We start from the raw sequence: 24,073 nt of genomic DNA on the forward strand, positions 1-24,073 counted from the left end.
GGAAGCGGTGCAACCGGCGATCGCGCTCGTTCTCGGAGCGGTCATCGGGGTCCTGCTCGGCCTCCTCGGGGGCGGCGGATCCATCCTGGCGGTCCCCGCCCTGGTGTACGGCCTCGGACTCGACTTCCGCCAGGCCATCCCGATCTCGCTGATCGTCGTCGGGGCCGCAGCCCTGTCCGGGGCGATCCCCAAGGCTCGGGCCGGGCAGGTCGACTGGCGGCTGGCCGCGGTGTTCGCCGCGGCCGGCATCCCCGCGACGTTCGCCGGCACGGCTGTGGGCACGCTGCTGCCGCAACCGGTGCTGCTGGTGGGCTTCGCCGTCGTGATGGTGGTCGCGGGGATCCGGATGCTGCGCGAGAGCGACGACGCCGGGACCGCGTGCAAGACCGGCGACTTCGGCATCGACTGGAAGCGATGCGCGCCGAGGGCGATCCCGGCCGGCCTGGGGGTGGGCTTCTTGACCGGCCTGTTCGGCGTCGGCGGCGGCTTCCTGATCATCCCCGCGCTGGTGATGCTCCTCGGATTGGAGATGGGCGTCGCCGTCGGGACCTCCCTCGTCGTCATCGTCGCCAACTCGGCGGCCGGGCTGATCGCGCATCTCGGGGACGCCGACATCGACTGGTCGATCACGGCGGCGTTCGCCGGGGCCGCGGTCGTCGCGTCGCTTGTCGCCGGTCACCTCGGCACGCGCATGGAAACCGGACGGCTGCGGCGGTGGTTCGCCTATCTCGTCTTCGTCGTGGCCGCGTACGTGCTGGTGGACACACTGTTCCTGCGCTGAGCCGAAACTCTTCCCGCACTCCACGCATTCTTCGTACGCCCCGGGGTATCCGGGGGCATAGTGGAAGTACCGTGGAAAGGCATCGACATGGACGTATCGATCATCGAAACCTCGAGCCTCGGCGATCGCAGCTATCTCGTCACCGAGGCGGACGTCGCCGTCGTCGTGGATCCACAGCGGGACATCGATCGAGTGCTCGCGCTCGCCAACGACCGCGGAGCGCGCATCACCCATGTCCTCGAGACCCACATCCACAACGACTACGTCACCGGTGGGCTGGAACTGTCCCGCGCCGTCGAGGCCGAGTACATCGTTCCAGCCGGCGACGACGTGGACTACGAGCGACGTGCCGTCCACGACGGCGACCTGATCGACGCCGGTCCCATCCGGCTGCGGGTGATGCACACCCCCGGGCACACCCACCACCACGTCAGCTATGTGCTGCTCGACGCGACCGGCGGCACGCACGGGATCTTCACCGGCGGGTCGATGCTGTACGGCTCGACCGGCCGCACCGATCTCGTCGGCCCGCAGTACACCGAGGAACTGACCCACGCACAGTTCCGCTCCGTGCGACGGATCGCCGACGAAGTGCCGGCCGACACTCCGGTGTATCCCACCCACGGCTTCGGCAGCTTCTGCTCGGCGACCCCCACCAGCGGCGACTCGTCCACCGTCGGGCAGCAACGCGACGTCAACCCGGCGCTGACCCGCGACGAGCAGGCCTACGTCGACGAGCTCATCGCCGGACTCAATACCTACCCCGCGTACTACGCCCACATGGGCGTGATCAACAGGGCGGGTCCGTCGCCGCTCGACCTGTCTGCGCCGGAGCCGGTCGACCCGGCCGAGCTGCGCCGGCGCATCGACGCCGGTGAGTGGGTCGTCGATCTGCGCGAGCGCACCGCCTTCGCCGCGGGACACCTGGGCGGCACACTCGGCTTCGAGCTGTCCACCTCCTTCGTCACCTACCTGGGGTGGCTCTACAAGTGGGGTGCGCCACTGACCCTCATCGGCGAGAGCGACGAGCAGATCGCCGACGCCAAGCGCGAACTGGTCCGCATCGGCGTCGACGAACTCGCCGGAGCGGCCGTCGGCGAGATCCACACCCTGGTCAACGGACACGAACTTCGGTCGTACCGCGTCTCGGACTTCGCGGAGCTGACCCGGGAGATCGACAGCGAGCAGGTCCGGGTCCTCGACGTGCGCCAGAAGGACGAGTACGAGGACGGCCACGTGCGCGGAGCGGTCAACATCCCGCTGCACGACCTCGCCGAGCGGCTCGACGAGGTACCCCGCGGGGAGGTGTGGGTGCACTGCGCCTCCGGCTACCGGGCATCCGTCGCCGCGTCCATGATCGACCGGATCGACCGCACCGTCGTCCTCGTCAACGACGACTTCGAGAAGGCGTACGACCAGGGTCTGATCGGCACGTCGTAGGTCCTGCCCCATCGTCGGGGCCGGGGGGCCGCCACGACGCGAGAGCCCCTCACCACAATGGGTGAGGGGCTCTTCGTTGTGCGCCCGAAGGGATTCGAACCCCTAACCTTCTGATCCGTAGTCAGATGCTCTATCCGTTGAGCTACGGGCGCAGTGCGTGTATGTAGTTGTTTCTCATATTCAGTTGTCGCCGGCGACGCTGCACCGACGTGGCGGAGGCGAGAGGATTTGAACCTCCGGTCCCCCGTAAAGGGGACAACTCATTAGCAGTGAGTCCCATTCGGCCGCTCTGGCACGCCTCCCTGGGGGGTTTCGATTCTCTCGAACCGCCGGGACGAAAGATTACACACGTTCGGACGGCAAACGCAAAACGCCTGGTCAGCGCAGGTGCGCGTCGAACCAGTCGAAGATCCGGCGCCGTGCGTCGATGATCGCCGCCTCGGCCGGGTCGGTGTCCGGATCGGCGGTGTCGTGCTCGACCGGCGGCTCGTCGGGGCGATGCGCCAGGCCGGGGTAACCGATGACCAGGGTCGGTGCGTCGGCCTGTCCGGCAGCCTCGCGCAGCTGCTCGACGTCGCCGGTCGGGGTGGTCGGGTCGTCCTCGCCGTACAGACCGAGCCACGGCGCCTGCAGGTTGCGCACGGCCTCGACGAGTGCGGGAACGTCGGGCCGCAACGGCTGCACGATGCCGTGCGCCGCGACGGTGACCGCGGCACCCACCCGCCGATTGGCGGCGACGATGAGCGCCGCCGTCCCGGCGTCGTCGAACCCGATCACGCCGACCGCGTCCGGGTAGACCCCACTGCGTACCAGCCAGTCCATCGCGGCATCGACGTCGTCGAACAGGTTCTGCCCGAACACCTCGTCGTCCTCGGTGAACTCGCGGTGGAACAGATACGGAGCCACGACCAGCCAGCCCTCGGCAGCCAGAACCTCCATGAACGCCAGCAGGGCCGGCGGAAACACACGGGATTCGTGCAGCACGACGATGCCACCGCGGATGGCACCCTCCGGCCGAAACACGGTCAGCGGTACCTGCCCCGACCCGTCCGGCAACCGGGCCGCGGCAGTGTGGATTCCCGACATACCGTCCACGATGACACGACCCACCACGACCGTGCACGCAATCGCCGGGCGCATAATCGGCTGGTGACCCCACGGACCCGCCCCGACCTCACCTCGATCCCGTCCTATGTGCCCGGCCGCAGTTTCCCGGGCGCGATCAAGCTCGCCAGCAACGAGACCACCGTCGGTCCCCTGCCCAGCGTGCGCGACGCGATCGCCGAGGCGGCGTACACGGTCCACCGGTATCCGGACAACATGGCGGCCGTGCTCATCGGCGCGCTGGCCGGGCGGCTGGGGGTGAAGCCGGAGAACATCGCCGTGGGCAACGGCTCGGTGAGCCTGTGCCAGGAACTGGTGCTCTCGACCTGCAACGACGGCGACGAGGTCGTGTTCTCCTGGCGGTCGTTCGAGGCGTACCCGGTGGTGACGGCGGTGGCCGGCGCGAAGTCGGTGCCGGTGCCCAACACCCCGGAGCACGGCCACGACCTCGACGCGATGCTCGCCGCGATCACCGACCGCACCCGGGTGGTGTTCGTCTGCAACCCCAACAACCCGACCGGGGCGCTGCTGGGCAGAGCGGAGCTGGAACGGTTCCTCGACGCGGTGCCGCCGCAGGTGCTCGTCGCGCTCGACGAGGCCTACTTCGAATACGCCCGCCCGAAGCCCGGCGAGGAGCAGGCGGACGGGATCGCGCTCGCCGCCGGCCGGCCGAACGTCGTGGTGCTGCGGACCTTCTCGAAGGCCTACGGCCTGGCCGGCCTGCGGGTCGGCTATCTCGTCGGCGACCCGTCGGTGATCAAGGTCCTGAACAAGGTGCACACCCCGTTCAGCGTCAGCTCGCTCGCACAGCAGGCGGCCATCGCGTCCCTGGCGGCGGCCGACGAACTGCTCGAGCGCACCGACAGCGTGCTCGCCGAGCGCGACCGGGTGCGGACGGCGCTCGTGGACGCCGGCTATCCCGTGCCGGAGAGCTACGCCAACTTCGTGTGGTTGCCGCTCGGTGACCGGTCGGCGGCGTTCTCCGAGGCGTGCGCGGAGGCCGGTGTGCTGGTGCGCCAGTACGCGGACGACGGGGTGCGGGTGACCATCGGCGATCCGCACGAGAACGACGCGTTCCTCGCATTTGCGACCGGCAAGGGCGTCGAGATCGCGGAAATCTCGAAGCCCTGACCTGCGCAGGAACGCCTACGAGACCCAACCGTTATCGCCGGGTGGCGATCGCGTGACCATCCGTTGGCACACTCGTCCGGTCGGCTACGGAAGTTGGAGTGTGCGGATGGGTTCAGGCGTGGCACGCCGGTGGACCCTGTCCGCGGCCCTGCTGACCGGCGCGCTGTGGACGTCGCTCGCCGTGGCCCCCGCGACCGCGATCCCCCCGGACGCCCTGCCGCTGCGGCTCATCGCCTTCCGCGACCTGCACGGCAGCCTCCTCCCGCCCCAGGGCCCCCGCAGCGAGGTCGTCCGCTCCGACGGCGCATCCGTTCCGGCGGGCGGCGCCGCATATCTCGCCGCCTACGTCCGGCAGCTGCGCTCGCAGGCGGACAACTCGGTGCTCTACTCCGTCGGCGACACCTGGGGCTCGTCCCCGATCGAGTCGGCGATGTTCCACGACGAACCCACCGTCGACCTGCTCAACGGCCTCGACGTGACTGCGGCCGCCCTCGGCAACCACGAGTTCGACAACGGCTACGCCGAGTTGCAGCGCCTGCGCGACGGCGGCTGCCACCCGGAGGGCTGCCGGTACGACGAGGAGTACGCCGGAGCCACCTTCCCGCTGATCGCGGCGAACGTCGCCGACGCCGACGGCAGCCCCGCGGCCCTGCCGTTCACCGTGGACTACGTCGACGGTGTGCCGGTCGGCGTCATCGGCATCGCCCCCCACGACACGCCGCAGGTGGTGCGCGGCGACGACATCGCCGGCCTGCAGTTCACCGACGAGATCACGGCCGTCGACCGCACCGCCGACGCGCTCGATGCCCTCGGCGTCCGCTCGATCGTCCTGCTCTACAAGGGCGCGTTGACGCCGCCCGCCGGGACCGACCCGTGCGACGCCACCGCCGGGCCCGCGCGCAGCCTCGCCACCCGGGTGTCGCCGAAGGTGGATGTCATCGTCACCGCGGACGGCGACGACAGTTTCAACTGCAGCTACCCCGACCCGGCGGGCAGTCCCCGGACCGTGCTGCAGGGCGCCTCGCACGGGCGCATCATCTCGGTCGCGGACCTGACGATCGACCGGGAGAGCCGCGACGTGCTGCGCGACCGCACCCACGCGTTCAATCAGATCGTGACGCACGACATCGCCCCCGACCCGCGCACGCAGCAGTTCGTGGACCGGGCCGTCGACGAGTCGCGCGACGTCGCCGAACGCGTCGTCGGCCGCATCGCCGCCGACCTGACCCGCGATACCGCGCCCAGCGGCGAGTCGGCCCTCGGCAACCTCGTCGCGGACGCGCAGCTGGCGGCCGCCAAACCCGCCGGGGCGCAGCTCGCGCTCACGAATCCCGGTGGAGTGCGCGCCGACCTGCTGCATTCCGGTGACGGGGTCGTCACCTACGGCGACGCCTACGCAGCCCAGCCGTTCGGGAACCGGCTGCAGGTGCTCGAGCTCACCGGTGCGGAACTGGTCGGGATCCTCGAGCAGCAGTTCCAGCAGGACGGAACCGGCGCGGGCCGCGAACGGATCCTCGCGCCGTCGCACACCCTGCGCTACGTCCTCGACCGGGCCGCGGCGCCCGGCAGCCGGATCCGGGATGTCACGATCGCCGATCGGCCGCTCGATGCGGCCGCGGCCTACCGGGTGGTCGTCAACGGGTTCCTCGCCGAGGGCGGCGACGGATTCACCGGGTTCACACAGGCGCGACGGGCGACGGGGGCGGGTGCCGAGCTCGACGCCCTGAACGACTACCTGGCGCAGCACGCGCCCGTCCCGCCGCCGGCCACCGACCGCATCGCGCTGCCCTGACGGAACCGCTCAGCCGAGACCGAGGGCGCGTTCGAGCGTCGGCCAGGCGGTGCGCAGGTCGTCCTGCCAGTAGGGCCACGAATGCGTGCCGTACGGGCGGTAGACGATGGTGGCGGGGATTCTCAGCTCCCGCAGCCGCCGGTCGAAGCCGATCGTGCACACGAAGGCGCCGACCTCGAGCGGTCCGCCCACGTCGAGAGCCTCCGCGTCGGGGCCGACGTCGTACGGGCCGGGCAGGCCGTTGCCGGTGCTGATGAAGATCTCCTTGCCGCGCAGCCGCTCGGCCAGGGCGTACGGGTCGTGTGCCGCCCACGCCGGATCCCCCGGTGCACCCCACATGTTGTCCGGATTGCCGCCCTTGTAGGCGACGGTCCCGCGCACCGCGTCCTGCGCGGACGCCTTCGACGTGTCCAGGCAACCGCTCAGCGCGGCCACGCCCCGGTACAGGTCCGGATTCCGGGCGATCAGGCTCGCCGCCCCCGTCGCGCCCATCGACAGTCCGCCGATGGCGTTCACTCCGTTGCCCGCGAAGCGGGCGTCGATCAGCGGCGGCAGTTCCTTCGTCAGGAAGGTCTCCCACGCGTTCACCCCCAGAACGGGGTCCGGCGCGAGCCAGTCCGTGTAGTAGCTGGCGGTACCGCCGATCGGCAGCACCACGTTCACGTTCTTGTCGGCGACGAAGTCGACGAGGTCCGTGCGCTGCGTCCACGTGCTCTCGCGGTAGTCCGACTCGGCGCCGGCGCTGACGCCGTCGAGCAGGTAGAGGGACGGGCGCTGCCCGTCCCCGGCGGGGTGCAGGACCTGCACCTGGACGACCCGCTGCATCGACGGCGAGTACACGAACACCGCCGAGCGTCGAGCGGTGAGGGACTCCACCCGATCCACCCGCGCGGATGCCGCCGGCTCGGCGGACACGACGGACGTCACGGACAGTGGCAAAACGAACGCCGCGACGAGCGTCGCGACCACAGCTCTGAGCATCAACTTCCTTCGTCCCCCGACTTCGGAAAATCCGATTCCACAGTACGGACCGGGGCGGGTCAAGAAAGTGGGGCTCGTCACCAACGCGGATCGCCGCCCTTGGTGACGGTGGGGCACCGCGTCGCCGGCTACGGCTGTGGGGTCGGTTCCGGCGGGGTCCACGCCCGGTCCGTCGGCAGGTACGACCGGAACATCAGCACGAATTCCCCGGGCGGCGCCGGCAGCCAGTTCGAGCCGCCCGACACCGGCGGCCGGGACGAGACCCACACGTCGAGCGCACCGTCGGGACCACGGACCAGTCCGGGCGTCCGGTCGCCGACGGCGTAGCGGTCGACCGGGTTGGCGACGAGGAACATGTCGGGGCCGTACACGGTGACGGACCAGAAGCCGCGGTCGTCCACCGGCGGCCCCTCGGGCGGGAAGCGCAGGAGGTAACCGGCCTCGCCCCGCAGCGCCGATCCGTCCGCCGCGGTGCGGGCCACGTGGTACGTCGATTCCTCCGGCACGTTCGCGCCGAGCCCGATCGTCGCGACCACCGCGCGCTGCAGGTAGTCGGTGCCGTACCGGCCCGCGGTCGCCAGCGAGCCCCACACCGCACCGGACTGCTCGCCCGAGTCGACGAGGTCCCGGATGCGTCGCTCGCCGCGGATCACCCCGGTGGCGAGTGCGGCGACGGTGTCCGCCGGCCCGGCACTCGGCCGGGCGCCGGGCCCGACCCCGAGGCCGGCGAGTTCGTCGAGCAACGGTCCGTCGGCGGGCGGTGGTGGGTTCGCGGCCAGGATCGCCGACAGCTCGTCGAAGAACTGCGGCCCCGACGCCGCGAGCGCCTGCGGGTCGGGGTTGCTTCCGCACGCGGTCGGCGGCAGCGGTGGCGGCGCATCGGCGACGGGGGCGGTCAGCACGGTGAGCGAGTACTGCCGCTGCACGGCCCGGGCGGCCTCGAGGTCGGTCTGCGCCTCGACGAGAGTCCGGCCGATCATCCAGGCGTCCCACGTGGGTGACTCGATCACGGCCGCTCCCGCCGGCAGCGGACCGTCCCATCCCGGTGGGACGACGACGTGGGCGCCTGCGGCCGATCCCGTCGCCCGGGTGCCGACGTTGGCGAAGACGTCGGTATAGATGTCGAGAAATTGGAAGTCGAAGTACCGATCCCCCGCCTCCGGGTGCGTGAGCAGCACCGGTCCTTCCCGAAGATCCAGCCACGCAATCGAATACAGTGTGTCGACGTTGGGGGCGACGACGACGCGCGAGGTGGGATCGGCCGTCGCGGACTGGTGGTGGAGCCGGTTCACCGGCAGCAGGCAGAGCATGTTCGCCCGGGTCCGCGCGAGCGTCACGGGCGCGTAGCCGTAGACGTAGCCGTCGGTGGCCACGTCGACCGCGGTCCGCTCCGGTTCCGCTGCCGGATGCGGCGCCGCGCAGGCGGTCAGCAGGCCCACCGCGAGCGCTGCCGCCGCCCGAGCTGCTGTGCCGGCCATTCCGTCAGTGTAGGAGGCGAAAACACGTTCCTGGAGCGACACTCGCCGTCGGATCCGGGCGCTCCGGTGCCACCTGCGCGCGTCCGACGACGAAGCCCGTCACCTGCACACACGCCGCAGGTGACGGGCTCTCCTTCCGGCGGAAGCGGAGGGATTTGAACCCCCGGTCGCTCTCACGACGCTCGCTTTCAAGGCGAGTGCATTCGGCCGCTCTGCCACGCTTCCGTGCCAAATCCTAACCACACCTGTCGTCGACGGCCGCCTCCACCTTGGTGAAGATCTCGGAGAGGGTCCGGATCTGCGTCCTCGTGAGCAGGTCGACGAGGTTGCGGCGCACACCGGCGACGTGCGTGGGCGCGGCCTCGGTGAGCCGGCGGCGGCCCTCGTCGGTGAGGGTGGCGAGGACGCCGCGGCCGTCCTCGAGGCAGGAACTGCGCACCACCATCGACGCGGCCTCCATGCGGCGGATCTGGTGGGTGAGGCGACTGCGGGACGACAGCACCCCGTCGGCGAGGTCGCTCATGCGCAGCGCCCCGTCGGGAGCCTCGGAGAGCAGCACCAGGATCCGGTACTCGGCCAGGGACAGGCCGTGCGCCTCCTGCAGGTCGCGATTGAGTCGATCCATGAGCCGGTGATTGCCGTCGATGTAGGCCCGCCATGCCCGCTGCTCGTCCGTGTCGAGCCAGCGCGGATCGGGACGGTCGGCATGCAGTTCGGCTGTCACGCGGGCAGTGTAGAGGCAGGCCGTCGTCTGTGTTACTCGCCGGTCAGTTCGCTGCGTGTCGCCCCTGCGTCGGCGTGTCGCGATAGCGTCGAACCCATGCGCGCAATCACGATCACCGAACCCGGCGGCTCCGGGGTCATGCAGTGGGCCGAGCAGCCCGACCCCACCCCCGGTCCCGGACAGGTCCTGATCGACGTGGCCGCGACGGCCGTCAACCGTGCCGATCTGCTGCAGCGCCGCGGCCTGTACCCGCCGCCGCCCGGGTCGAGCGACGTCCTGGGTCTCGAATGCTCGGGGGTGATCGCCGAACTCGGTGAGGGCGTGAGCGGCTGGTCGATCGGCGACCGGGTGTGCGCGCTGCTGACCGGCGGCGGCTACGCCGAGCAGGTCGTCGTCCCCGCCGGACAGGTCCTGCCCGTGCCGGAGGGCGTGGATCTCGCGGTGGCGGCATCACTGCCCGAGGTGGCGTGCACCGTGTGGTCGAACGTGGTGATGGCGGCGGGCCTGCGCCGCGGTGAGGTGCTGCTCGTGCACGGCGGTGGGGGCGGCATCGGCACCCACGCCATCCAGGTCGGCAAGGCGCTGGGCGCGAAGGTCGCGGTGACCGCGTCGGCCGGCAAGCTCGACTACTGCCGTGAGCTCGGCGCCGACCTCGCGATCGACTACCGCTCGCAGGACTTCGTCGCCGAGGTCCGAGGCCGGTTCGGCGGCGCCGACGTGGTGCTCGACAACATGGGCGCGGCCTACCTGTCCCGCAACGTCGACGTGCTCTCCCCCGACGGCCGGCTCGTGGTGATCGGTATGCAGGGCGGCGCGAAGGGCGAGCTCAACCTCGGCAAGCTGCTCGCCAAGCGCGGGCACGTCCTCGCCACGGGCCTGCGCGGGCGGCCGGAGACCGGCCGTTCCGGCAAGAGCACGATCGTCGCGCAGGTTCGCGAGCACGTGTGGCCGATGATCGCCGAGGCCCAGGTCCGGCCCGTCGTACACGCAGAGGTGCCGATCACCGAGGCCGCGCGGGCCCACGAGATGCTGGATTCCCCCGACACCGTCGGCAAGGTCGTGCTGCGCATCGATCGGCACTAGGCCGGTCGGCCCGGTCAGGAGGCGGTGAGGTTGCGCAGCTCGCGCACCAGCTGGTCGAGCTCGTAGCGGGTGGTGTACGGGGCCAGGCCGATGGTGACCGCGCCGCCCTCGTCGCTGACGCCGAGCGAGTCGAGCAGGCGGCTCGTGCCGCGGCTGACCGCGACGGTGGCGATGCGACGGTCGGCGAGATGCGCGGCGACCTTCTCGGCGGGCACCCCCGCGACGGTGAAGCTCAGCGTCGGCACGCGGCTCGACGCACGGCCGATCACCATCACGTCGGGCAGGTTGTCGAGCAGGCGCATCAGCCGCTCGAACAGCTGGTCCTGGTAGCCCTGCAGCGAACTGATCGACGTTTCGAGACGCTCGCGGCGCGTGCCGGTCGCCTCGTCGTCGAGGGCCGCGAGGAAGTCGACGGACGTGACGAGCCCGGCGAGCATCGCGAACTGATGGCCGCCGACTTCGAGCCGCTCGGGGCCGCGTGCGTGCGGATCCAGGGAGACCGCCGGGATCCGGTCGAGTTGCGCCGGGTCGCGGAACACCAGGGCGCCGACCTGCGGTCCCCCCCACGCGGACGCGTTGACCGCGAGCACGTCGGCGCCGAGTTCGTGGATGTCGACGTGCGCGTAGGGCGCGGCCCCGGCCGCGTCGACCACCATGAGCCCGCCGACCTCGTGGAGCCGGTCGGCGGCGACGCGCACGTCCGGCGCGGAACCTACGAGCGACGACGCGGCGGTCAGCGCGACGAGCCGGGTGGTGGGAGTGATCAGTTCCTCGAACTGCCAGCTCGGCAGCTCGCACGTCTCGATCTCGACCTCGGCCCACCGGACCTGGGCGCCGTAGCGGCTCGCGACGCGCAGCCACGGTGCCACGTTGGCCTCGTCGTCCAGCCGGGACAGCACGAGCCCGGTGCCGAGCCCGAGCCGGGAACTGAGCGACTCCGCGAGCCAGGCCAGCAGGACCGCCCGATCCGGTCCGAGCACCACACCCGCCGGGTCACCGCCGACGAGATCGGCGACGGCGACGCGCGCCGCCTGCAGCAGCGACGCGCTCCGACGGTTGGAGGTGTGCCGGCCCGTCGGGGACGCCGCGGCGTTGCGGAATGCCGTCGACACCGCGCGGGAGACCGCGTCGGGAATCTGCATTCCGGCCTGTGGGTCGAGATGGATCCAACCGTCGCCGAGCGAGGGAATCAACCCCCGGATCCGGGCAACGTCGTAAGCCATGCGTGACACTCTAAATCCCGGTGTCAATCGTGTGTCGTCCACGTCGGTCCCGTACGCCCTCCGAAGGTGCACGTACGGAGCGCAATGTCGGGTGAAACCTCCCGTATCGGGAACCTGACTCGGCAACGGCACCGGCGAGAGGACAAGATGGAACCATGACGCATTCGGAGAATGAGCACGTCCTCGTGATCGGACCCGACGGCAATCCCGTCGCGGTCCAGCGCGACGGTACCGCCTCCGGTGATCCGCGGGAGTCCGCCGCCGAGCCCCAGGAGAAGCCGGATGACGCCGAGTCGCTCGCCGACATGGTCGAGCAGCCGGCGAAGGTCATGCGGATCGGCACCATGATCAAGCAGCTGCTCGAGGAGGTCCGCGCCGCGCCGCTCGACGATGCGAGCCGTGCCCGTCTGCGCGAGATCCACCAGTCCTCCATCCAGGAGCTCGGCGAGGGCCTCGCCCCGGAACTGCGCGAGGAACTCCAACGGCTCGCGTTGCCCTTCGGTCAGGACGAGGTGCCGTCCGACGCGGAGCTGCGGATCGCGCACGCTCAGCTCGTCGGTTGGCTCGAGGGCCTGTTCCACGGCATCCAGACGGCACTGTTCGCGCAGCAGATGGCGGCGCGGGCGCAGCTCGAGCAGATGCGTCAGGGTGCGCTGCCGCCGGGCATGCTGGGGGGCGGACCGCGCCCCGACGAACGGCACGGCCCGGGACCGGGTGCCCCGGGTACCGGTCAGTACCTGTAGCGACGGCCCGACCACGATCCCCGGTAGGCTCGGACCTCGTGTCAGCTTCTGCCCTCGATCCCGAGCCCACCGCCGCGGACTCTCCGGTGGTGTCGGATTCGCAGACCTTCCGGCGCGGCCTGAAGGATCTGCGCGACGGCTTCGCCCAGCGCGAGCTGTGGCTCAGCCTGGCCTGGCAGGACATCAAGCAGCGCTACCGGCGCTCGGTCATCGGTCCGTTCTGGATCACCATCGCCACCGGTGTCCAGGCCACCGCCATCGGCATCCTGTACGCCGCGCTGCTGGACATTCCGCTCGACGAGTTCCTGCCGTACGTGACGGTCGGACTGATCGTCTGGAACATGATCAGCGCCTCCATCCTGGAGGGCTCGGAGGTGTTCATCGCCAACGAGGGCCTGATCAAGCAGTTGCCGTCGGCGCTGAGCGTGCACATCTACCGGCTCGTGTGGCGGCAGTTGCTGTTCTTCGCCCACAATCTCGTGATCTACGTGATCATGATCTTCGCCTTCGGAGTGTGGCGAGACCTGACCTGGACGTCCCTCGCGGCGATCCCGGCGCTGGGCCTGATCGTGCTCAACGCCGTCTGGGTGGCGATCCTGTTCGGCATCTTCGCCACCCGCTACCGCGACATCGCCCCGATCCTGTCCAGCCTCACACTGCTGCTGTTCGTGCTCACCCCGATCATGTGGACGACGCAGAGCCTCGAGGCGCAGGGCGGGCAGGCCGCCCAGCGCGTCAAGCTGGCCGAGATCAACCCGCTGTTCCACTACCTCGACATCATCCGGGCGCCGATGATCGGCCAGGACCAGCAGGCCTACCACTGGTACATCGTGCTGGCGATCACCGTGGCCGGCTGGGGACTGGCGCTGCTGGCGCTGCGTAAGTACCGGGCCCGCGTGCCCTACTGGGTCTAAGGGGCCGTCATCATGACCGAACATGTGAGCATCGAGACGCGCGGCGCGTGCGTCGACTTCCCGATCTTCGACGCGAAGACCCGGTCGCTGAAGAAGGCGTTCCTCGGCAAGGCCGGCGGTTCGATCGGCCGCAACAACTCCGACGTGGTGGTGGTGGAGGCGCTGCGCGACATCACCCTGTCGCTGAAGGAAGGCGACCGCATCGGCCTCGTCGGTCACAACGGCGCCGGCAAGTCCACACTGCTGCGGCTGCTGGCGGGGATCTACGAGCCCACGCGCGGCAGCGCCCGGATTCGGGGCCGCGTCGCGCCGGTGTTCGACCTCGGCGTGGGCATGGACCCGGAGATCTCCGGCTACGAGAACATCATCATCCGCGGGCTGTTCCTCGGTCAGACCCGCAAGCAGATGCTCGCGAAGATGGACGAGATCGCCGAGTTCACCGAGCTCGGCGAGTACCTGAACATGCCGCTGCGCACGTATTCGACCGGCATGCGGGTCCGCGTCGCGATGGGCGTGGTCACCAGCATCGACCCCGAGATCCTGCTGCTCGACGAGGGCATCGGCGCGGTCGACGCCGACTTCATGAAGAAGGCGCGGGTGCGCCTGCAGAAGCTCGTGGAACGCTCCGGCATCCTCGTCTTCGCCAGCCACTCCAACGAGTTCCTCGCGCAACTGTGCGAGCGCGCGCTGTGGATCGACCACGGGCAGATCCGCATGGAGGGCGGCATCGAGGAGGTCGTGCGCGCCTACGAGGGCGACGACGCGGCCGACCATGTGCATCACGTCATCGCCGAGCTGGAACGCGAGCAGGGGCTGCCGCAGGAGCGCTCGGCGTGAGCGAACGCATCGTCGGGGTGGTGGTCACCCACCGGCGGCGCGAGCAGCTGGCACAGTCGCTGAAGGTCCTGAGCGCCCAGACCCGGCCGCTCGACCACCTGGTGGTCGTCGACAACGCCGACGAGGAGGCCGTGCGCGACCTCGTCGAATCGTGCCCCCTGCCCACCAGCTACCTCGGGTCCAAGCACAACCTCGGCGGCGCCGGTGGCTTCGCCCTGGGCATGCTGTACGCGCTGTCGCTCGGTGCGGACCGGGTGTGGCTCGCCGACGACGACGGCCGCCCGGAGGGCCCCGATGTCCTCGCGACATTGCTCGAGTGCGCGCAGCGGCACGGCCTGGCGGAGGTGTCGCCGGTGGTGTGCGACATCGACGACCCCGACCGTCTCGCGTTCCCGTTGCGCCGGGGCGTGGCGTGGCGTCGTCACCGCAGCGAACTCGGCGACGTCGAGAGCGACGATCTGTTGCCGGGCATCGCGTCGCTGTTCAACGGCGCCCTGTTCACCGCCGCCGCGATCGACGCGGTGGGCGTGCCGGACCTGCGGCTGTTCGTGCGCGGCGACGAGGTGGAGGTGCACCGTCGCCTGGTCCGCTCGGGTCTGCGGTTCGGCACCTGCCTGCGCACCGCCTATCTGCACCCCAACGGCGCCGACGAGTTCAAGCCGATCCTCGGCGGCCGGATGCACACCCAGTACCCGGACAACGACACGAAGCGGTTCTTCACCTACCGCAACCGCGGCTACCTGCTCTCACAGCCCGGTCTCCGCCGGTTGCTGCCACAGGAATGGGTGCGGTTCGGCTGGTACTTCCTCGTCAGCCGCCGGGACCCTGCCGCGCTCCGCGAATGGGTGCGGCTGCGCAAGCTGGGCCGGCAGGAACGGTTCGAGCGGCCTGTGTGAGGGACCGACTATCGGGCCGAATGTCACATTGCGTCGATGGAGGCGGTTTCAGGCGGCCGATGCGACAAGCTCGGTGAACGCTTCGGTTGGCGTGCGCCAGCGTAGCGTCTGCCGGGGGCGGCCGTTGAACTCGTCCTGGACCTGCTGCAGGTCCTCGGGCGTGTACACCGACAGGTCGGTGCCCTTGGGGAAGTACTGCCGGAGCAGACCGTTGGTGTTCTCGTTGGTGCCGCGCTGCCACGGCGAGTGCGGATCGCAGAAGTAGACAGCGACGTCGGTGGCCATGGTGATCTGGGCATGAGCACGCATCTCGTGGCCCTGATCCCAGGTCACCGACCGCTGCATCACCTCCGGCAACGACCGCATCGCGGCGATCATCGCATCGCGGACGCCGGACACGTCGCGGACCTTCGGCAGGTGCAGCAACACCACGTACCGGGTGGTGCGCTCGACCAGGGTGCCGATCGCCGAGCGGTTGCGCGCCCCCATGATCAGATCTCCCTCCCAGTGCCCGGGCACCGCCCGGTCCTCGACCTCGGCGGGCCGCTGGGAGATGAGGATCTTGTCGGGAATATGGCGGGCACTGCTCGGCACTCGCCCCTGCGGCACCCGACGGGTGTGCCGGCGCCGCAGATACTCCGAAAGCTCTTTTCGCAGTTCGCCTTTCAGTTGCACATACACGGCCTGGTAGATGGTTTCGTGGGACACCCGCATCTCCGCTCGGTCGGGGAAGTCGACCACCAGCCTGGCCGAGATCTGCTGCGGGGACCAGCGCAGCTTCAGCTTGGCGACGACATACGCGCGCAACTCGGGTGCGGCCATCAGCTTGGCGACTTTCGGTCGCAGTGCTCGGGTCCAGGCCCGCGCGTGGGCCGACACGGCGCGGTAGCTACCGTCGCGGTTGCTGTTGCGTTCGATCTCCCGGTAGATCACCGACCGGTGCCGGCCCAGGTGCGCGGCGATCGTCTGGACCGACTCGTTGCGGGCGAGTCCGAGGGCGACAAGCTCCCGCTCGCCCAGGGACAACGACCGTCCGCCGTGCTCCCAGTGCGGGGCACGGCGGACGGTGCCGTTGGCCTCGTCCTCCCACCGGTAGCCGGTTTGTCGGCTGACACCGACCGCGGCTGCGGCCTTGGCGATCGACACCTTCGTCATGCGCATGGCGAAGAACCTAGCCTTCTTCGCCTCTCGTGCTGCTCGACCCACTGACATCTCCCCTGGTCAGGGAGCGTGTCGCATGGACCACCTGAGTCAGCCGGAACCGGCGCAATGTGACATTCGGCCGGGTGGGAGGGCGCGATTGCGCCCTATCGGCCCACTGTCTAGGTTCGGGGCTAGGTCTCGACGGGCACGGGAGGGCGCGATGCTGGGGCGTTGGCGGGCGACGACCCGGGGCAAGCTGCAGCGTGCCGTCGCCGAGGTCGTCGACCTCTCGGCGCGACGCACCCGCGAGCTGCAGGAGAACCACCACGACCGGATTCTCGCCGAGCTGACCGCGACCACCGCGGAGCTGCGGCAGGTACTGGCCGAGCTCGCACAGACCCGTTCGGAGGTGGGCCTGCTCCGGGACCGCGTCGCCGATCTCGAGCACCGGCAGCGCCGCGACCTGCGCTATGCGATGGACCGCGCCGCGACCGACACCGCCGCGGCGTTCGCGGTCGCGAACATGCCCACCGCCGCGGTCCTCGACACCCCGCACGACACCCTGCGGTTCGCGCTCGACCGGGTGTCCCGGCCCGGCCTGGCCCTCGAGTTCGGGGTCGCGTCGGGCACCACGTTGCGGATCGTCGCCGACGTGTTGGGCGCGGACCACCCGGTGTTCGGGTTCGACGTCTTCACCGGACTGCCGGAGGCATGGCGCAGCGGGTTCCCCGCCGGGGAGTTCGCGCAGGACACCCCGCCCGACGTGCCCGGCGCCGAGCTGGTGCCCGGCCTGTTCGCCGACACCCTTCCCCGCTTCCTCGCCGCACATCCCGGCGACGTCGCGTTCGTCCACCTCGACGCCGACCTCTACTCGTCCACGACGACGGTGCTCGACCTGCTCGAGGACCGCCTGGTGCCCGGCACCGTGCTGGTGTTCGACGAGTTCTTCAACTATCCCGGCTGGCAGCGGCACGAGTACAGGGCGTGGACCGAGTTCGTCGCGCGCACCGGACTCGCGTTCGAGTACCTGGCGTACACGGCCGACAACGAGCAGGTCGTCGTGCAGCTGCGGTGAACCGTCACCGCACGAAACGGATCACCTGGCTGACGTTGAACTGCCGGCGCTCGTCGATCCGGAAACCGGCATGCACGAGCCCGGCGTACTCCGGGGTCGACTCGAACCGGTGCGGTGGAAGCGTCCACCACTGATTCGACGTGTGATAGACCCGCTGTTCGGTCGTCCGCTCGGCGTCCGCGAAGAACCACACCACCTCGCACGTGGGCAACTGCCCCGCGACAGCCTGGAACGGGAGATTCTCGTCCCACAGCCAGCCCTCGGCGGCCGCGGTCCGTCCGAGCCCCAGGTCGCGGGTCCCCGCGAACGTGTCCGGGCGCGCGGTCTGCACCAGCCGCTGCGACGCCGGGTTCCATGCGGCGCCGCCGAACAGCACACAGTCGCCCGGCGCCAGCCGGCCGGCGACGTCGCGGTTGACCGTGCTGAAGTCCATGCCGCTGGGGTCGGACCACGGGGAGCGCTGCGCGACGAACGACGGCACGGTCAGCAGCACCAGCGCACCGGTGACACCGACCGTCACCCACGGCCGCACGGCCACGGCGGCGACGGAGACCGCACCGATGAGGGCTACCGCCGGCGTCGTGAACGTCAGATACCGGTCCAGGTAGACCGGGGACGCGACGAGCGAGTACGCCACGAGCATCGCCATCGGCACGACGATCCACGGCACGGCCACCGCGAGAACACCGTGCCGCTGCGCCCGCATGCGTCGCCGCACAGACGCGACGAGCCCCACGACGACCAGGACCGTGAATGCCGCCGCGAACCAGGGGGCGCCCACGAACCACTGGTACTCCCACACGATCCGCGGCAGGTTCCGGTCGAGCGGCGGAATCCACGTGGTCTGCCCCGCCTGGGCGAACGCCTCCAGCACGAGCGGGCTCGCCGCCGCCGACCCCGCCACGACCGCCCCCAGCCACGCGAGCCCGCGGCGCCGCAGGTCACCCCGCAACGCCACGGTGATCAGATGGGCCGGTATCAGCGCGACCGTGTACAGGAACAGCACCACCGACAGTGCGAGCACAGCGGCGTACGCCAGCCACCATCGGACCCGGCCCGACTCGCACGCCACGAGCAGCAGCACGGTCAGCCATACGGCGGCGGCCGCGGACGGGGCATAGCTGCGGGCCTCGACCGCAGCCCACGTCACGCGCGGCAGCAGCAGGAAGACGACACCCGCGAGCACGCCCAGCCGCCGGTCGGCGAGTTTCCAGCCCAGCACGACCACACCCCCGGCCGCGGCGCCCACGGCCAGGACGCTCGGCAGCCGCGCCGAGAATTCCGAAGCCCCGAAGACGGCGAACCAGTACCGCATCGCCACGTAGTAGAGGCCGTGGACGATGTCGACGTTACCGAGCACCCGGTCCAGGTCGACGCGGGAACGCTGCGCCACCGAGAGGGTGGCCAGCTCGTCGTACCAGAAGGAGGGCCGCCCGGTACCCAACGCTGCGACGATCGAACCCAGCAGTGCGATGAGGACAGCATCCCGCGCGCACGCCGTGGTCCGATCGGCCATCGGCTACTTCCCGTACAGGCGGGCCCAGTTCTCCCGGCTGGTCAGCTGCGGCATGGCCTCGCGATACTGCAAGGACACCGCGGGGGTCTCCTTCTTCAAGGCCTGCAGCGCGCGCACACCGCGCCGGAGCAGCGCGACGGCCCGCTCCTTGTCCCGCTTGCGCACGCGGACCCCTTCCTGGGACGCGTCGGTGACCACGGCGTGCGAGAACAGCGACACGTGCCACCAGTGCGCATCCGACGACGGGATGGCGACCGGATGCGCCGGGAGGCGACCGCGCCACTGGTTGAGGGTGCGCTTGGCCAGTACCGCCCACTCGAGGCTCTTGCGCGGGTACGGGCCGGCCGGGGTGATGAACATGTCGGCCGGACGCAGGCCCGGCACGTTGTTCGCGTTGTGGCGGATGGTCTCACCGTATTCCGCGCGCTCGCGCCGGATGGCGGCCGCCGCCTCCATGCCGCCGTCGTGCAGGAACTCGGGCCCCCGCAGGAAGTCCTCGACGGCCTTGATCAGGGTGAAGGCCATCCCGTACTGCATCGAGACGAGGTACCGGAACAGGTCGGTCCGCAACTGCTTGGCGAGTGCCTTGCCGTCGAGTTCGGTGTGCAGGGCCGCGGTGATCATGGCGTTGCGGAGGTTGAAGTAGCGGTGCCACTCGTCCCAGTCCTTCCACGCGAAATCCGCGTGCCACACCGCGGCACCGGGCAGCGTGACGGTCGCGACGCCGTTCGCCCGCGAGCGGTAGCCGTACTCGATGTCGTCCCACTGGAAGAACAGGGGCAGCGGATAACCGACCTTCTCCACGACCTCCGACGGGATCAGGCACGACCACCACCCGTTGTAGCCGGCGTCGACCCGGATGTCCTGCTGCTTCTTCAGCGTGCTCTTGTCCGCGAGCGCGTTCTTCACCTCCAGCCCGGCCTGGAGCCGCTGCAGGTCTGCGACCTCGGCCCCGACGTGGACCCGGTCGGGATGCAGCAGGTACAGCATCTGCGCGCCGACGATCGCGGGCTCGACGGTGCAGTTCGCGAACATGTTGAGCCGGACCACCGCCTCCGGTTCGCACAGGACGTCGTCGTCCATGAACACGATGTTGGCTCCGGGGTTCCGCGCGTAGCCGGCGACCTCGTACAGGCCGCGGGTGAATCCGCCGGCGCCGCCCAGGTTGGGCTGCGTGATGTAGACGAGCTTGTCGCCGAGTTCGGAGGCGACGCGCTGGAACTCCTGCCGGGTCTCCACCCGGTCGGTGCCCTGATCGATCACGTACACCGATTGCACGTCGGCCAGCGCGATCGGGTCGTCCGCCATGGCGGCCAGCGTCGCCGCGCAGTCGTCGGCGCGGTTGAAGGTGCAGATGACGACGGCGGCCGGCCGCAGGGACTTCGGTGCCGGCACCGTCCACCGGGCGTTCTCGACGGCCAGTTCGCCGGAGCCGGTGGAGATCCGTGCGAACAGGGCACCGCCGTCGACGAACCGGTCGATCGGGGTGGACACCGTCACCGTCGCGGGCGCGCCGTTCGACGACACGGTGGTCGTGGCGACGATCCGTCGCCGGCCCCGGGCATCGGTGGCGACCAGTTCGATGCGGCCGTCTCCGTCGACCTCGGCGACGAACTCGACCTCGGTGACGGCGGTCCAGCGCTGCCAGTAGCTGGCGGGGAATCTGCCGAAGTAGGTGTCCGTTTCGACACGGCTCCGGCGGCCGAGACGCACCCTGGTCCGCTCACGGTCGACGGTCCCCTTGACGGTGACGTACATGTCGTCGCTGACCAGCGGAGACGGCCCCGCGAACAGCGCACGCTGAGCGGTCGGACGGGTCGCGGGGCGCCCCGTGACGGACGAACCGTCAGCTGCGGTGCCGACCCCTCCCGTCGGTTCGATCGCAGCGAATTCGGCCTTGTCCATCCGTCGAAACACCTTTCGGAACCTTGCTGCCCCCCAGGACACAACTCGTCCCAGGCTACCAACGGACCGGGGACCGGCCGACGTCCCCGCGGATCCACCCCCGCGCCCGGCCGGTCGTCGCCCGGCCCACCCCCGTTATCCTTGGCCTCTGGCCAGCCTCGTCCCTGGCCTCCGGCCAGCCCCGTCCCCGACCTCTGGAGCACATGTGACCTCCGCCGTCGTGCCCGCGGTGACGACGCGGCGGCAGCGCCGGACGTGGGGTGCCGCAGTGGCAGCGATGGTGACGGTCACCTACCTGGTGATCCTGGCGGCCGACGATCGATGGTTCTACACCGACGACACGGAATCGGGTGCGGTACCGAACTGGATCTTCCTCGGCCGGATCCAGCGGACCGGACAGCTTCCGAGCCTCGTGCCGGAACAGTGGATGGCCGGGAACTACCCGGTCGAGGGGCAGGGCGGCCTCTGGAATCCGCCGCAGCTGCTCGTCAACCTGATCGCGCCGTCCGTCGACAATATGGTGCTGCTCTCGACCGGCGTGAAGTGGGCGTTCTCCGTCGTCCTGGCGCTGGGCGTGTACCGGATCTGCCTGGAGTACGGCGCTCGCGCGACGTGGGCGGCGGTGGCCGGCGCCGCCGTCCCGTTCACCGGGTTCGCGCTCTTCTTCGACCAGGCGACCTGGGTCACGGCCCTCACCGGCTCGGCGTGGGTGGCCCAGGCGTGGGCCAGTTCGCTCCGCTACCTGCGCGGACGCTCCGGTCCCCTGCCGGCGTTCGTGTTCCTGTACCTCGCCGTCAGCGTCGGCTACGTCTTTCCCGCGCTCGTCGCCGGGATCCTCACGGGCTGCCTCATGATCGGCGAACGGATCCATCGGCACTCGTGGCGGCCCTCGCTGCGGCTGGCGGTGGTCGCGAGCTGCGCCGCCGCGGGCGGGTTGATCACCTACCTGCCCGGGGCGCTGTCCAGCTCCGTCACCTGGCGCTCCGACCAGGGCTTCCAGAACGACAACTTCCTCACGGCACCTTGGTCGGACACCCTCAACTCCGGCATCCCCTCCGCGCTGCCGGGCATCGAAGCCTGGTTCGGGGAGGTGCAGCCGTTCCCCGTCACCTACATCGCCTGGTTCGCCGTCCCCGCGCTCGCCTTCGTGGACTGGAAGACCGTGCACCGGTCCGTGCGCAGCCTCGCCGGCGCGCTGATCTTCCTCGTCGCCATGCTCATGGCGACGGCCGGCCCCAGCGTGATGGGGCCGTTGCGCTGGCCGGCGCGGCTGCTGCCGATGTTCGCTCTCGCGACACTCGTGGTGGTGTGCGTGCTGATCAGCCGCCACGGCACGCTCCGCAGGATGCGGGTGCGGGCGGGCGCGGCGGCCACGCTCGTGCTGCTGATGACCCTGCGCTCCGGGTCCTCGTCCCCCGAGTTCATGAACCGTCACCTGCTGTGGGCGGGCGCCGTCCTCCTCGTCGGAGCCGCCGTCCTGTGGGTCGCGCTCCGCGCCGGTGAGCGGGCGGTGGCGGCGATCCTGCTGCTCTCGGCGCTGCCCGTCGTGTACTTCCAGGTGGCGTCGACGACACCGCACCCGCTCGCGTGGGATCTGCCGGCTCGGCAGTCGGTCGCGAAGGAGAACTTCCCGGACCGGCCGGGCACCACGCTGCAGCTCGCCGACCGCGAACTGGTGCTGCCGTGGACCGCGAATCCGCAGGGCGTCTACCGCTCCCTCGTGTTCGGCAATTTCGCCAAGTCCCTCGACGAGACGTACGTCAACGCCTACACCCCCATCGGCTTCGAGGAGTTCGCCTTCCACCTGTGCATGCGGCACGACGGCTCGAGCTGCGCCGACGCGTTCGGCGCCGCGTTCGCCACCGAATCGAGCACCGACCGGACGTACGTGGACCTGATGCTCGTGGATCGGGTGGTGCTGCAGCGCCGGCAGTACCCGGACGCCGACTCGGAGCCGGCGCCGCCCGGCTGGCGGTGGGTGCAGTCGCCGCCCGGGTCCGCGGACGCTGTGGACGCGGTGATCCTCGAACGGCTCGCCGGACCGATCAGCGGCCGGAACGGACGCATCTCCTTCACGGAAGGGGTCACCGCCACCTCGGTCTCCGAGGACTACGCGACGAGCCGGGTCCGCGTGAACTCGGTGGACGGCGGACGCGTCGTCTTCGGACGCCTGAACTGGCCCGGCTACTCGGCCACGCTGGACGGCCGGCCCCTGGAACCGCGCTCGGTGGACGGCATGTTCCTCGCGGTGGACATCCCCGCCGGCACCGAGGACGGCGAGCTCGTCGTGCGCTGGACACCGCCGGGCCAGGGAGCCGGGTTCGCCGGCCTGGGCCTCGGCATCGCGGGCGCCACGGCGATGCAGCTGCTGTACCTCAGAGACCGGCGGAAGGCGCGACGGGAGAATCCGGAGGAGGCCGCGGCGCCCGTACCGGCGGCTACCGTGGGCTGAGACGCGACCGGAACACGGTGTAGAACACCCGCCGCTGAAGCGCGGCGAGTTCGGCGCGGCGATTCCCCTGCCACACGTCGGCCGCCCGGAGCCCGCCGGGCAGTTGTTCGGACACCCACCGGTGATAGGCCTTCGCCTGCCGGGCCTGCTCGGCGACGAGGGCCACGCTCCACTGACCGGCACTGACCCGGAAACCACCGACGACCTGCCGCAGGGCATACAGGTCGCCGTGGAACAGCACCTTCGTGTAGGAGGCCATGTCGATCAGGTAGGGGAAACGACCGTCCCATCCGCCGGCCCGCTCGAGGGCATCGCGGCGCATCATCACGCACATCGGCTCACCGAACACGTTCGTGCCCAGCCGCACGGTGCGCCGGATCGCCTCCCCGCCCGGCACCAGGCCCGACAGTCCCTGGAGACCGCGTCCGCCGATCATCTTCGCGCCTCGCGCGTCGAGAATGTCCCGCTGCGACGCCACCGCCACCGCCGACGGGTGCGCGTCCAGGGCCGCCACCTGGGCCGACAGGGCCCCCGGATACAGCAGGTCGTCGCCGCACACCAGCTTGACGTACTCGCCCGCGGCCTCGGCCGTCACGCGCTGCCAGTTCCGGGGCGCACCACCGCCCGTCGGAGTCGACAACAGGGTCACGCGCCGGTCGCGGGCGTACTTGCCGAGCAGGTCGGCGGTGCCGTCGGTCGAACTGTGGTCGGCGATGATCAGTTCGAAATCCTCGAAGTCCTGTCCGAGCACGGACTCGACCGTCGCCTCGATGAACGGCGCATTGTTGTAGGCCGGAATCACCACGGACAGTTTCGGCCTCGTCACTGCTGCTCATCCCGTCCTCGAACGCACGC

At 70.4% G+C, this 24,073-nt stretch carries 20 protein-coding genes and 3 tRNA genes; 11 read left to right on the forward strand and 12 right to left on the reverse strand.

Going from position 1 to position 24,073, the window contains the following annotated elements:
* Window positions 1-7 precede the first annotated feature (7 nt).
* Window positions 8-781: a sulfite exporter TauE/SafE family protein gene (locus OCS65_RS27605; RefSeq protein WP_050034394.1), complete on the forward strand. Its 774-nt coding sequence runs from the start codon at window positions 8-10 to the stop codon at window positions 779-781.
* A gap of 87 nt (window positions 782-868) precedes the next feature.
* Window positions 869-2,221, forward strand: a complete 1,353-nt coding sequence (locus OCS65_RS27610) for an MBL fold metallo-hydrolase (RefSeq protein WP_043796745.1) — start codon at window positions 869-871, stop codon at window positions 2,219-2,221.
* Window positions 2,222-2,300: 79 nt separating this feature from the next.
* Here OCS65_RS27610 and OCS65_RS27615 read toward each other — a convergent pair.
* The 3 genes from OCS65_RS27615 to OCS65_RS27625 all read right to left on the reverse strand — a co-directional run bounded on the left by OCS65_RS27615 (window position 2,301) and on the right by OCS65_RS27625 (window position 3,307).
* Window positions 2,301-2,373, reverse strand: a tRNA-Arg gene (locus OCS65_RS27615).
* Window positions 2,374-2,431: 58 nt separating this feature from the next.
* Window positions 2,432-2,523 (reverse strand) — tRNA-Ser (locus OCS65_RS27620).
* Window positions 2,524-2,599: 76 nt separating this feature from the next.
* Complete coding sequence (locus OCS65_RS27625) at window positions 2,600-3,307, reverse strand: dienelactone hydrolase family protein (protein ID WP_263508296.1); 708 nt, start codon at window positions 3,305-3,307, stop codon at window positions 2,600-2,602.
* A 63-nt stretch (window positions 3,308-3,370) separates the two neighbouring features.
* Between OCS65_RS27625 and hisC the strand changes: the two genes are divergently transcribed.
* Both hisC and OCS65_RS27635 read left to right on the forward strand, forming a co-directional pair.
* Window positions 3,371-4,456: a histidinol-phosphate transaminase gene (gene hisC / locus OCS65_RS27630; protein ID WP_029547050.1), complete on the forward strand. Its 1,086-nt coding sequence runs from the start codon at window positions 3,371-3,373 to the stop codon at window positions 4,454-4,456.
* 106 nt (window positions 4,457-4,562) lie between these two features.
* A complete protein-coding gene (locus OCS65_RS27635) occupies window positions 4,563-6,248 on the forward strand; it encodes a bifunctional metallophosphatase/5'-nucleotidase (RefSeq protein ID WP_263508299.1) in 1,686 nt (561 codons plus the stop codon).
* A gap of 9 nt (window positions 6,249-6,257) precedes the next feature.
* Here the strand turns inward: OCS65_RS27635 and OCS65_RS27640 are convergent, their stop codons facing one another.
* The 4 genes from OCS65_RS27640 to OCS65_RS27655 form a co-directional block, all read right to left on the reverse strand.
* The gene (locus tag OCS65_RS27640) at window positions 6,258-7,229 is read right to left on the reverse strand and encodes an alpha/beta hydrolase (RefSeq protein WP_043796747.1); all 972 of its coding nucleotides are present in this window, start codon (window positions 7,227-7,229) and stop codon (window positions 6,258-6,260) included.
* Window positions 7,230-7,357: 128 nt separating this feature from the next.
* On the reverse strand, window positions 7,358-8,668 hold the full coding sequence (locus OCS65_RS27645; RefSeq protein WP_044475699.1) for a DUF1254 domain-containing protein: 1,311 nt from the start codon (window positions 8,666-8,668) through the stop codon (window positions 7,358-7,360).
* A 179-nt stretch (window positions 8,669-8,847) separates the two neighbouring features.
* Window positions 8,848-8,932 (reverse strand) — tRNA-Ser (locus tag OCS65_RS27650).
* A gap of 10 nt (window positions 8,933-8,942) precedes the next feature.
* Window positions 8,943-9,431, reverse strand: coding sequence for a MarR family winged helix-turn-helix transcriptional regulator (locus OCS65_RS27655; protein WP_006932792.1), 489 nt, complete (start codon window positions 9,429-9,431; stop codon window positions 8,943-8,945).
* Between the two features lie 96 nt (window positions 9,432-9,527).
* Between OCS65_RS27655 and OCS65_RS27660 the strand changes: the two genes are divergently transcribed.
* Window positions 9,528-10,514 (forward strand): NAD(P)H-quinone oxidoreductase, encoded by a 987-nt coding sequence (locus OCS65_RS27660; RefSeq protein WP_006932790.1) that lies wholly within the window; start codon window positions 9,528-9,530, stop codon window positions 10,512-10,514.
* Between the two features lie 14 nt (window positions 10,515-10,528).
* On the opposite strand, the gene OCS65_RS27665 is transcribed toward OCS65_RS27660, so the two are convergent.
* Window positions 10,529-11,737: a cysteine desulfurase-like protein gene (locus OCS65_RS27665; RefSeq protein ID WP_029547046.1), complete on the reverse strand. Its 1,209-nt coding sequence runs from the start codon at window positions 11,735-11,737 to the stop codon at window positions 10,529-10,531.
* Between the two features lie 155 nt (window positions 11,738-11,892).
* On the opposite strand from OCS65_RS27665, the gene OCS65_RS27670 reads away from it, so the two are divergent.
* Genes OCS65_RS27670 through glfT1 form a run of 4 tightly spaced genes read left to right on the forward strand, consistent with a single transcriptional unit; the run spans window position 11,893 to window position 15,127 of the window.
* Complete coding sequence (locus tag OCS65_RS27670; RefSeq protein WP_029547045.1) at window positions 11,893-12,480, forward strand: bacterial proteasome activator family protein; 588 nt, start codon at window positions 11,893-11,895, stop codon at window positions 12,478-12,480.
* 38 nt (window positions 12,481-12,518) lie between these two features.
* Window positions 12,519-13,394, forward strand: a complete 876-nt coding sequence (gene wzm, locus OCS65_RS27675) for a galactan export ABC transporter permease subunit Wzm/RfbD (RefSeq protein WP_006932781.1) — start codon at window positions 12,519-12,521, stop codon at window positions 13,392-13,394.
* Window positions 13,395-13,406: 12 nt separating this feature from the next.
* Entirely contained in the window at window positions 13,407-14,231 is an 825-nt protein-coding gene (gene wzt, locus OCS65_RS27680) for a galactan export ABC transporter ATP-binding subunit Wzt/RfbE (RefSeq protein ID WP_029547044.1), read from the forward strand.
* Complete coding sequence (gene glfT1 / locus OCS65_RS27685) at window positions 14,228-15,127, forward strand: galactofuranosyltransferase GlfT1 (RefSeq protein WP_043796752.1); 900 nt, start codon at window positions 14,228-14,230, stop codon at window positions 15,125-15,127. The genes wzt and glfT1 overlap by 4 nt, the downstream gene beginning before the upstream one ends.
* A 48-nt stretch (window positions 15,128-15,175) precedes the next feature.
* Here the strand turns inward: glfT1 and OCS65_RS27690 are convergent, their stop codons facing one another.
* The gene (locus OCS65_RS27690; protein WP_029546562.1) at window positions 15,176-16,339 is read right to left on the reverse strand and encodes an IS30 family transposase; all 1,164 of its coding nucleotides are present in this window, start codon (window positions 16,337-16,339) and stop codon (window positions 15,176-15,178) included.
* Between the two features lie 151 nt (window positions 16,340-16,490).
* Between OCS65_RS27690 and OCS65_RS27695 the strand changes: the two genes are divergently transcribed.
* Window positions 16,491-17,345: a TylF/MycF/NovP-related O-methyltransferase gene (locus OCS65_RS27695; RefSeq protein WP_050034391.1), complete on the forward strand. Its 855-nt coding sequence runs from the start codon at window positions 16,491-16,493 to the stop codon at window positions 17,343-17,345.
* Between the two features lie 4 nt (window positions 17,346-17,349).
* On the opposite strand, the gene OCS65_RS27700 is transcribed toward OCS65_RS27695, so the two are convergent.
* Both OCS65_RS27700 and OCS65_RS27705 read right to left on the reverse strand, forming a co-directional pair.
* The gene (locus OCS65_RS27700; protein ID WP_050034390.1) at window positions 17,350-18,861 is read right to left on the reverse strand and encodes a glycosyltransferase family 39 protein; all 1,512 of its coding nucleotides are present in this window, start codon (window positions 18,859-18,861) and stop codon (window positions 17,350-17,352) included.
* 3 nt (window positions 18,862-18,864) lie between these two features.
* Window positions 18,865-20,766 carry a glycosyltransferase gene (locus OCS65_RS27705; RefSeq protein ID WP_065923188.1) on the reverse strand — a complete coding sequence of 634 codons (1,902 nt, stop codon included), beginning with the start codon at window positions 20,764-20,766 and terminating at the stop codon, window positions 18,865-18,867.
* 205 nt (window positions 20,767-20,971) lie between these two features.
* Here OCS65_RS27705 and OCS65_RS27710 point away from each other — a divergent pair, with 205 nt between their 5' ends.
* Window positions 20,972-23,218: a hypothetical protein gene (locus tag OCS65_RS27710; protein WP_263508307.1), complete on the forward strand. Its 2,247-nt coding sequence runs from the start codon at window positions 20,972-20,974 to the stop codon at window positions 23,216-23,218.
* On the opposite strand, the gene OCS65_RS27715 is transcribed toward OCS65_RS27710, so the two are convergent.
* Complete coding sequence (locus OCS65_RS27715) at window positions 23,205-24,044, reverse strand: glycosyltransferase family 2 protein (protein WP_065923189.1); 840 nt, start codon at window positions 24,042-24,044, stop codon at window positions 23,205-23,207. The two genes, OCS65_RS27710 and OCS65_RS27715, sit on opposite strands and share 14 nt — an antisense overlap.
* Between the last annotated feature and the right edge of the window lie 29 nt (window positions 24,045-24,073).

This window comes from Rhodococcus aetherivorans (genome assembly GCF_025722975.1).
Lineage (GTDB): Bacteria > Actinomycetota > Actinomycetes > Mycobacteriales > Mycobacteriaceae > Rhodococcus > Rhodococcus aetherivorans.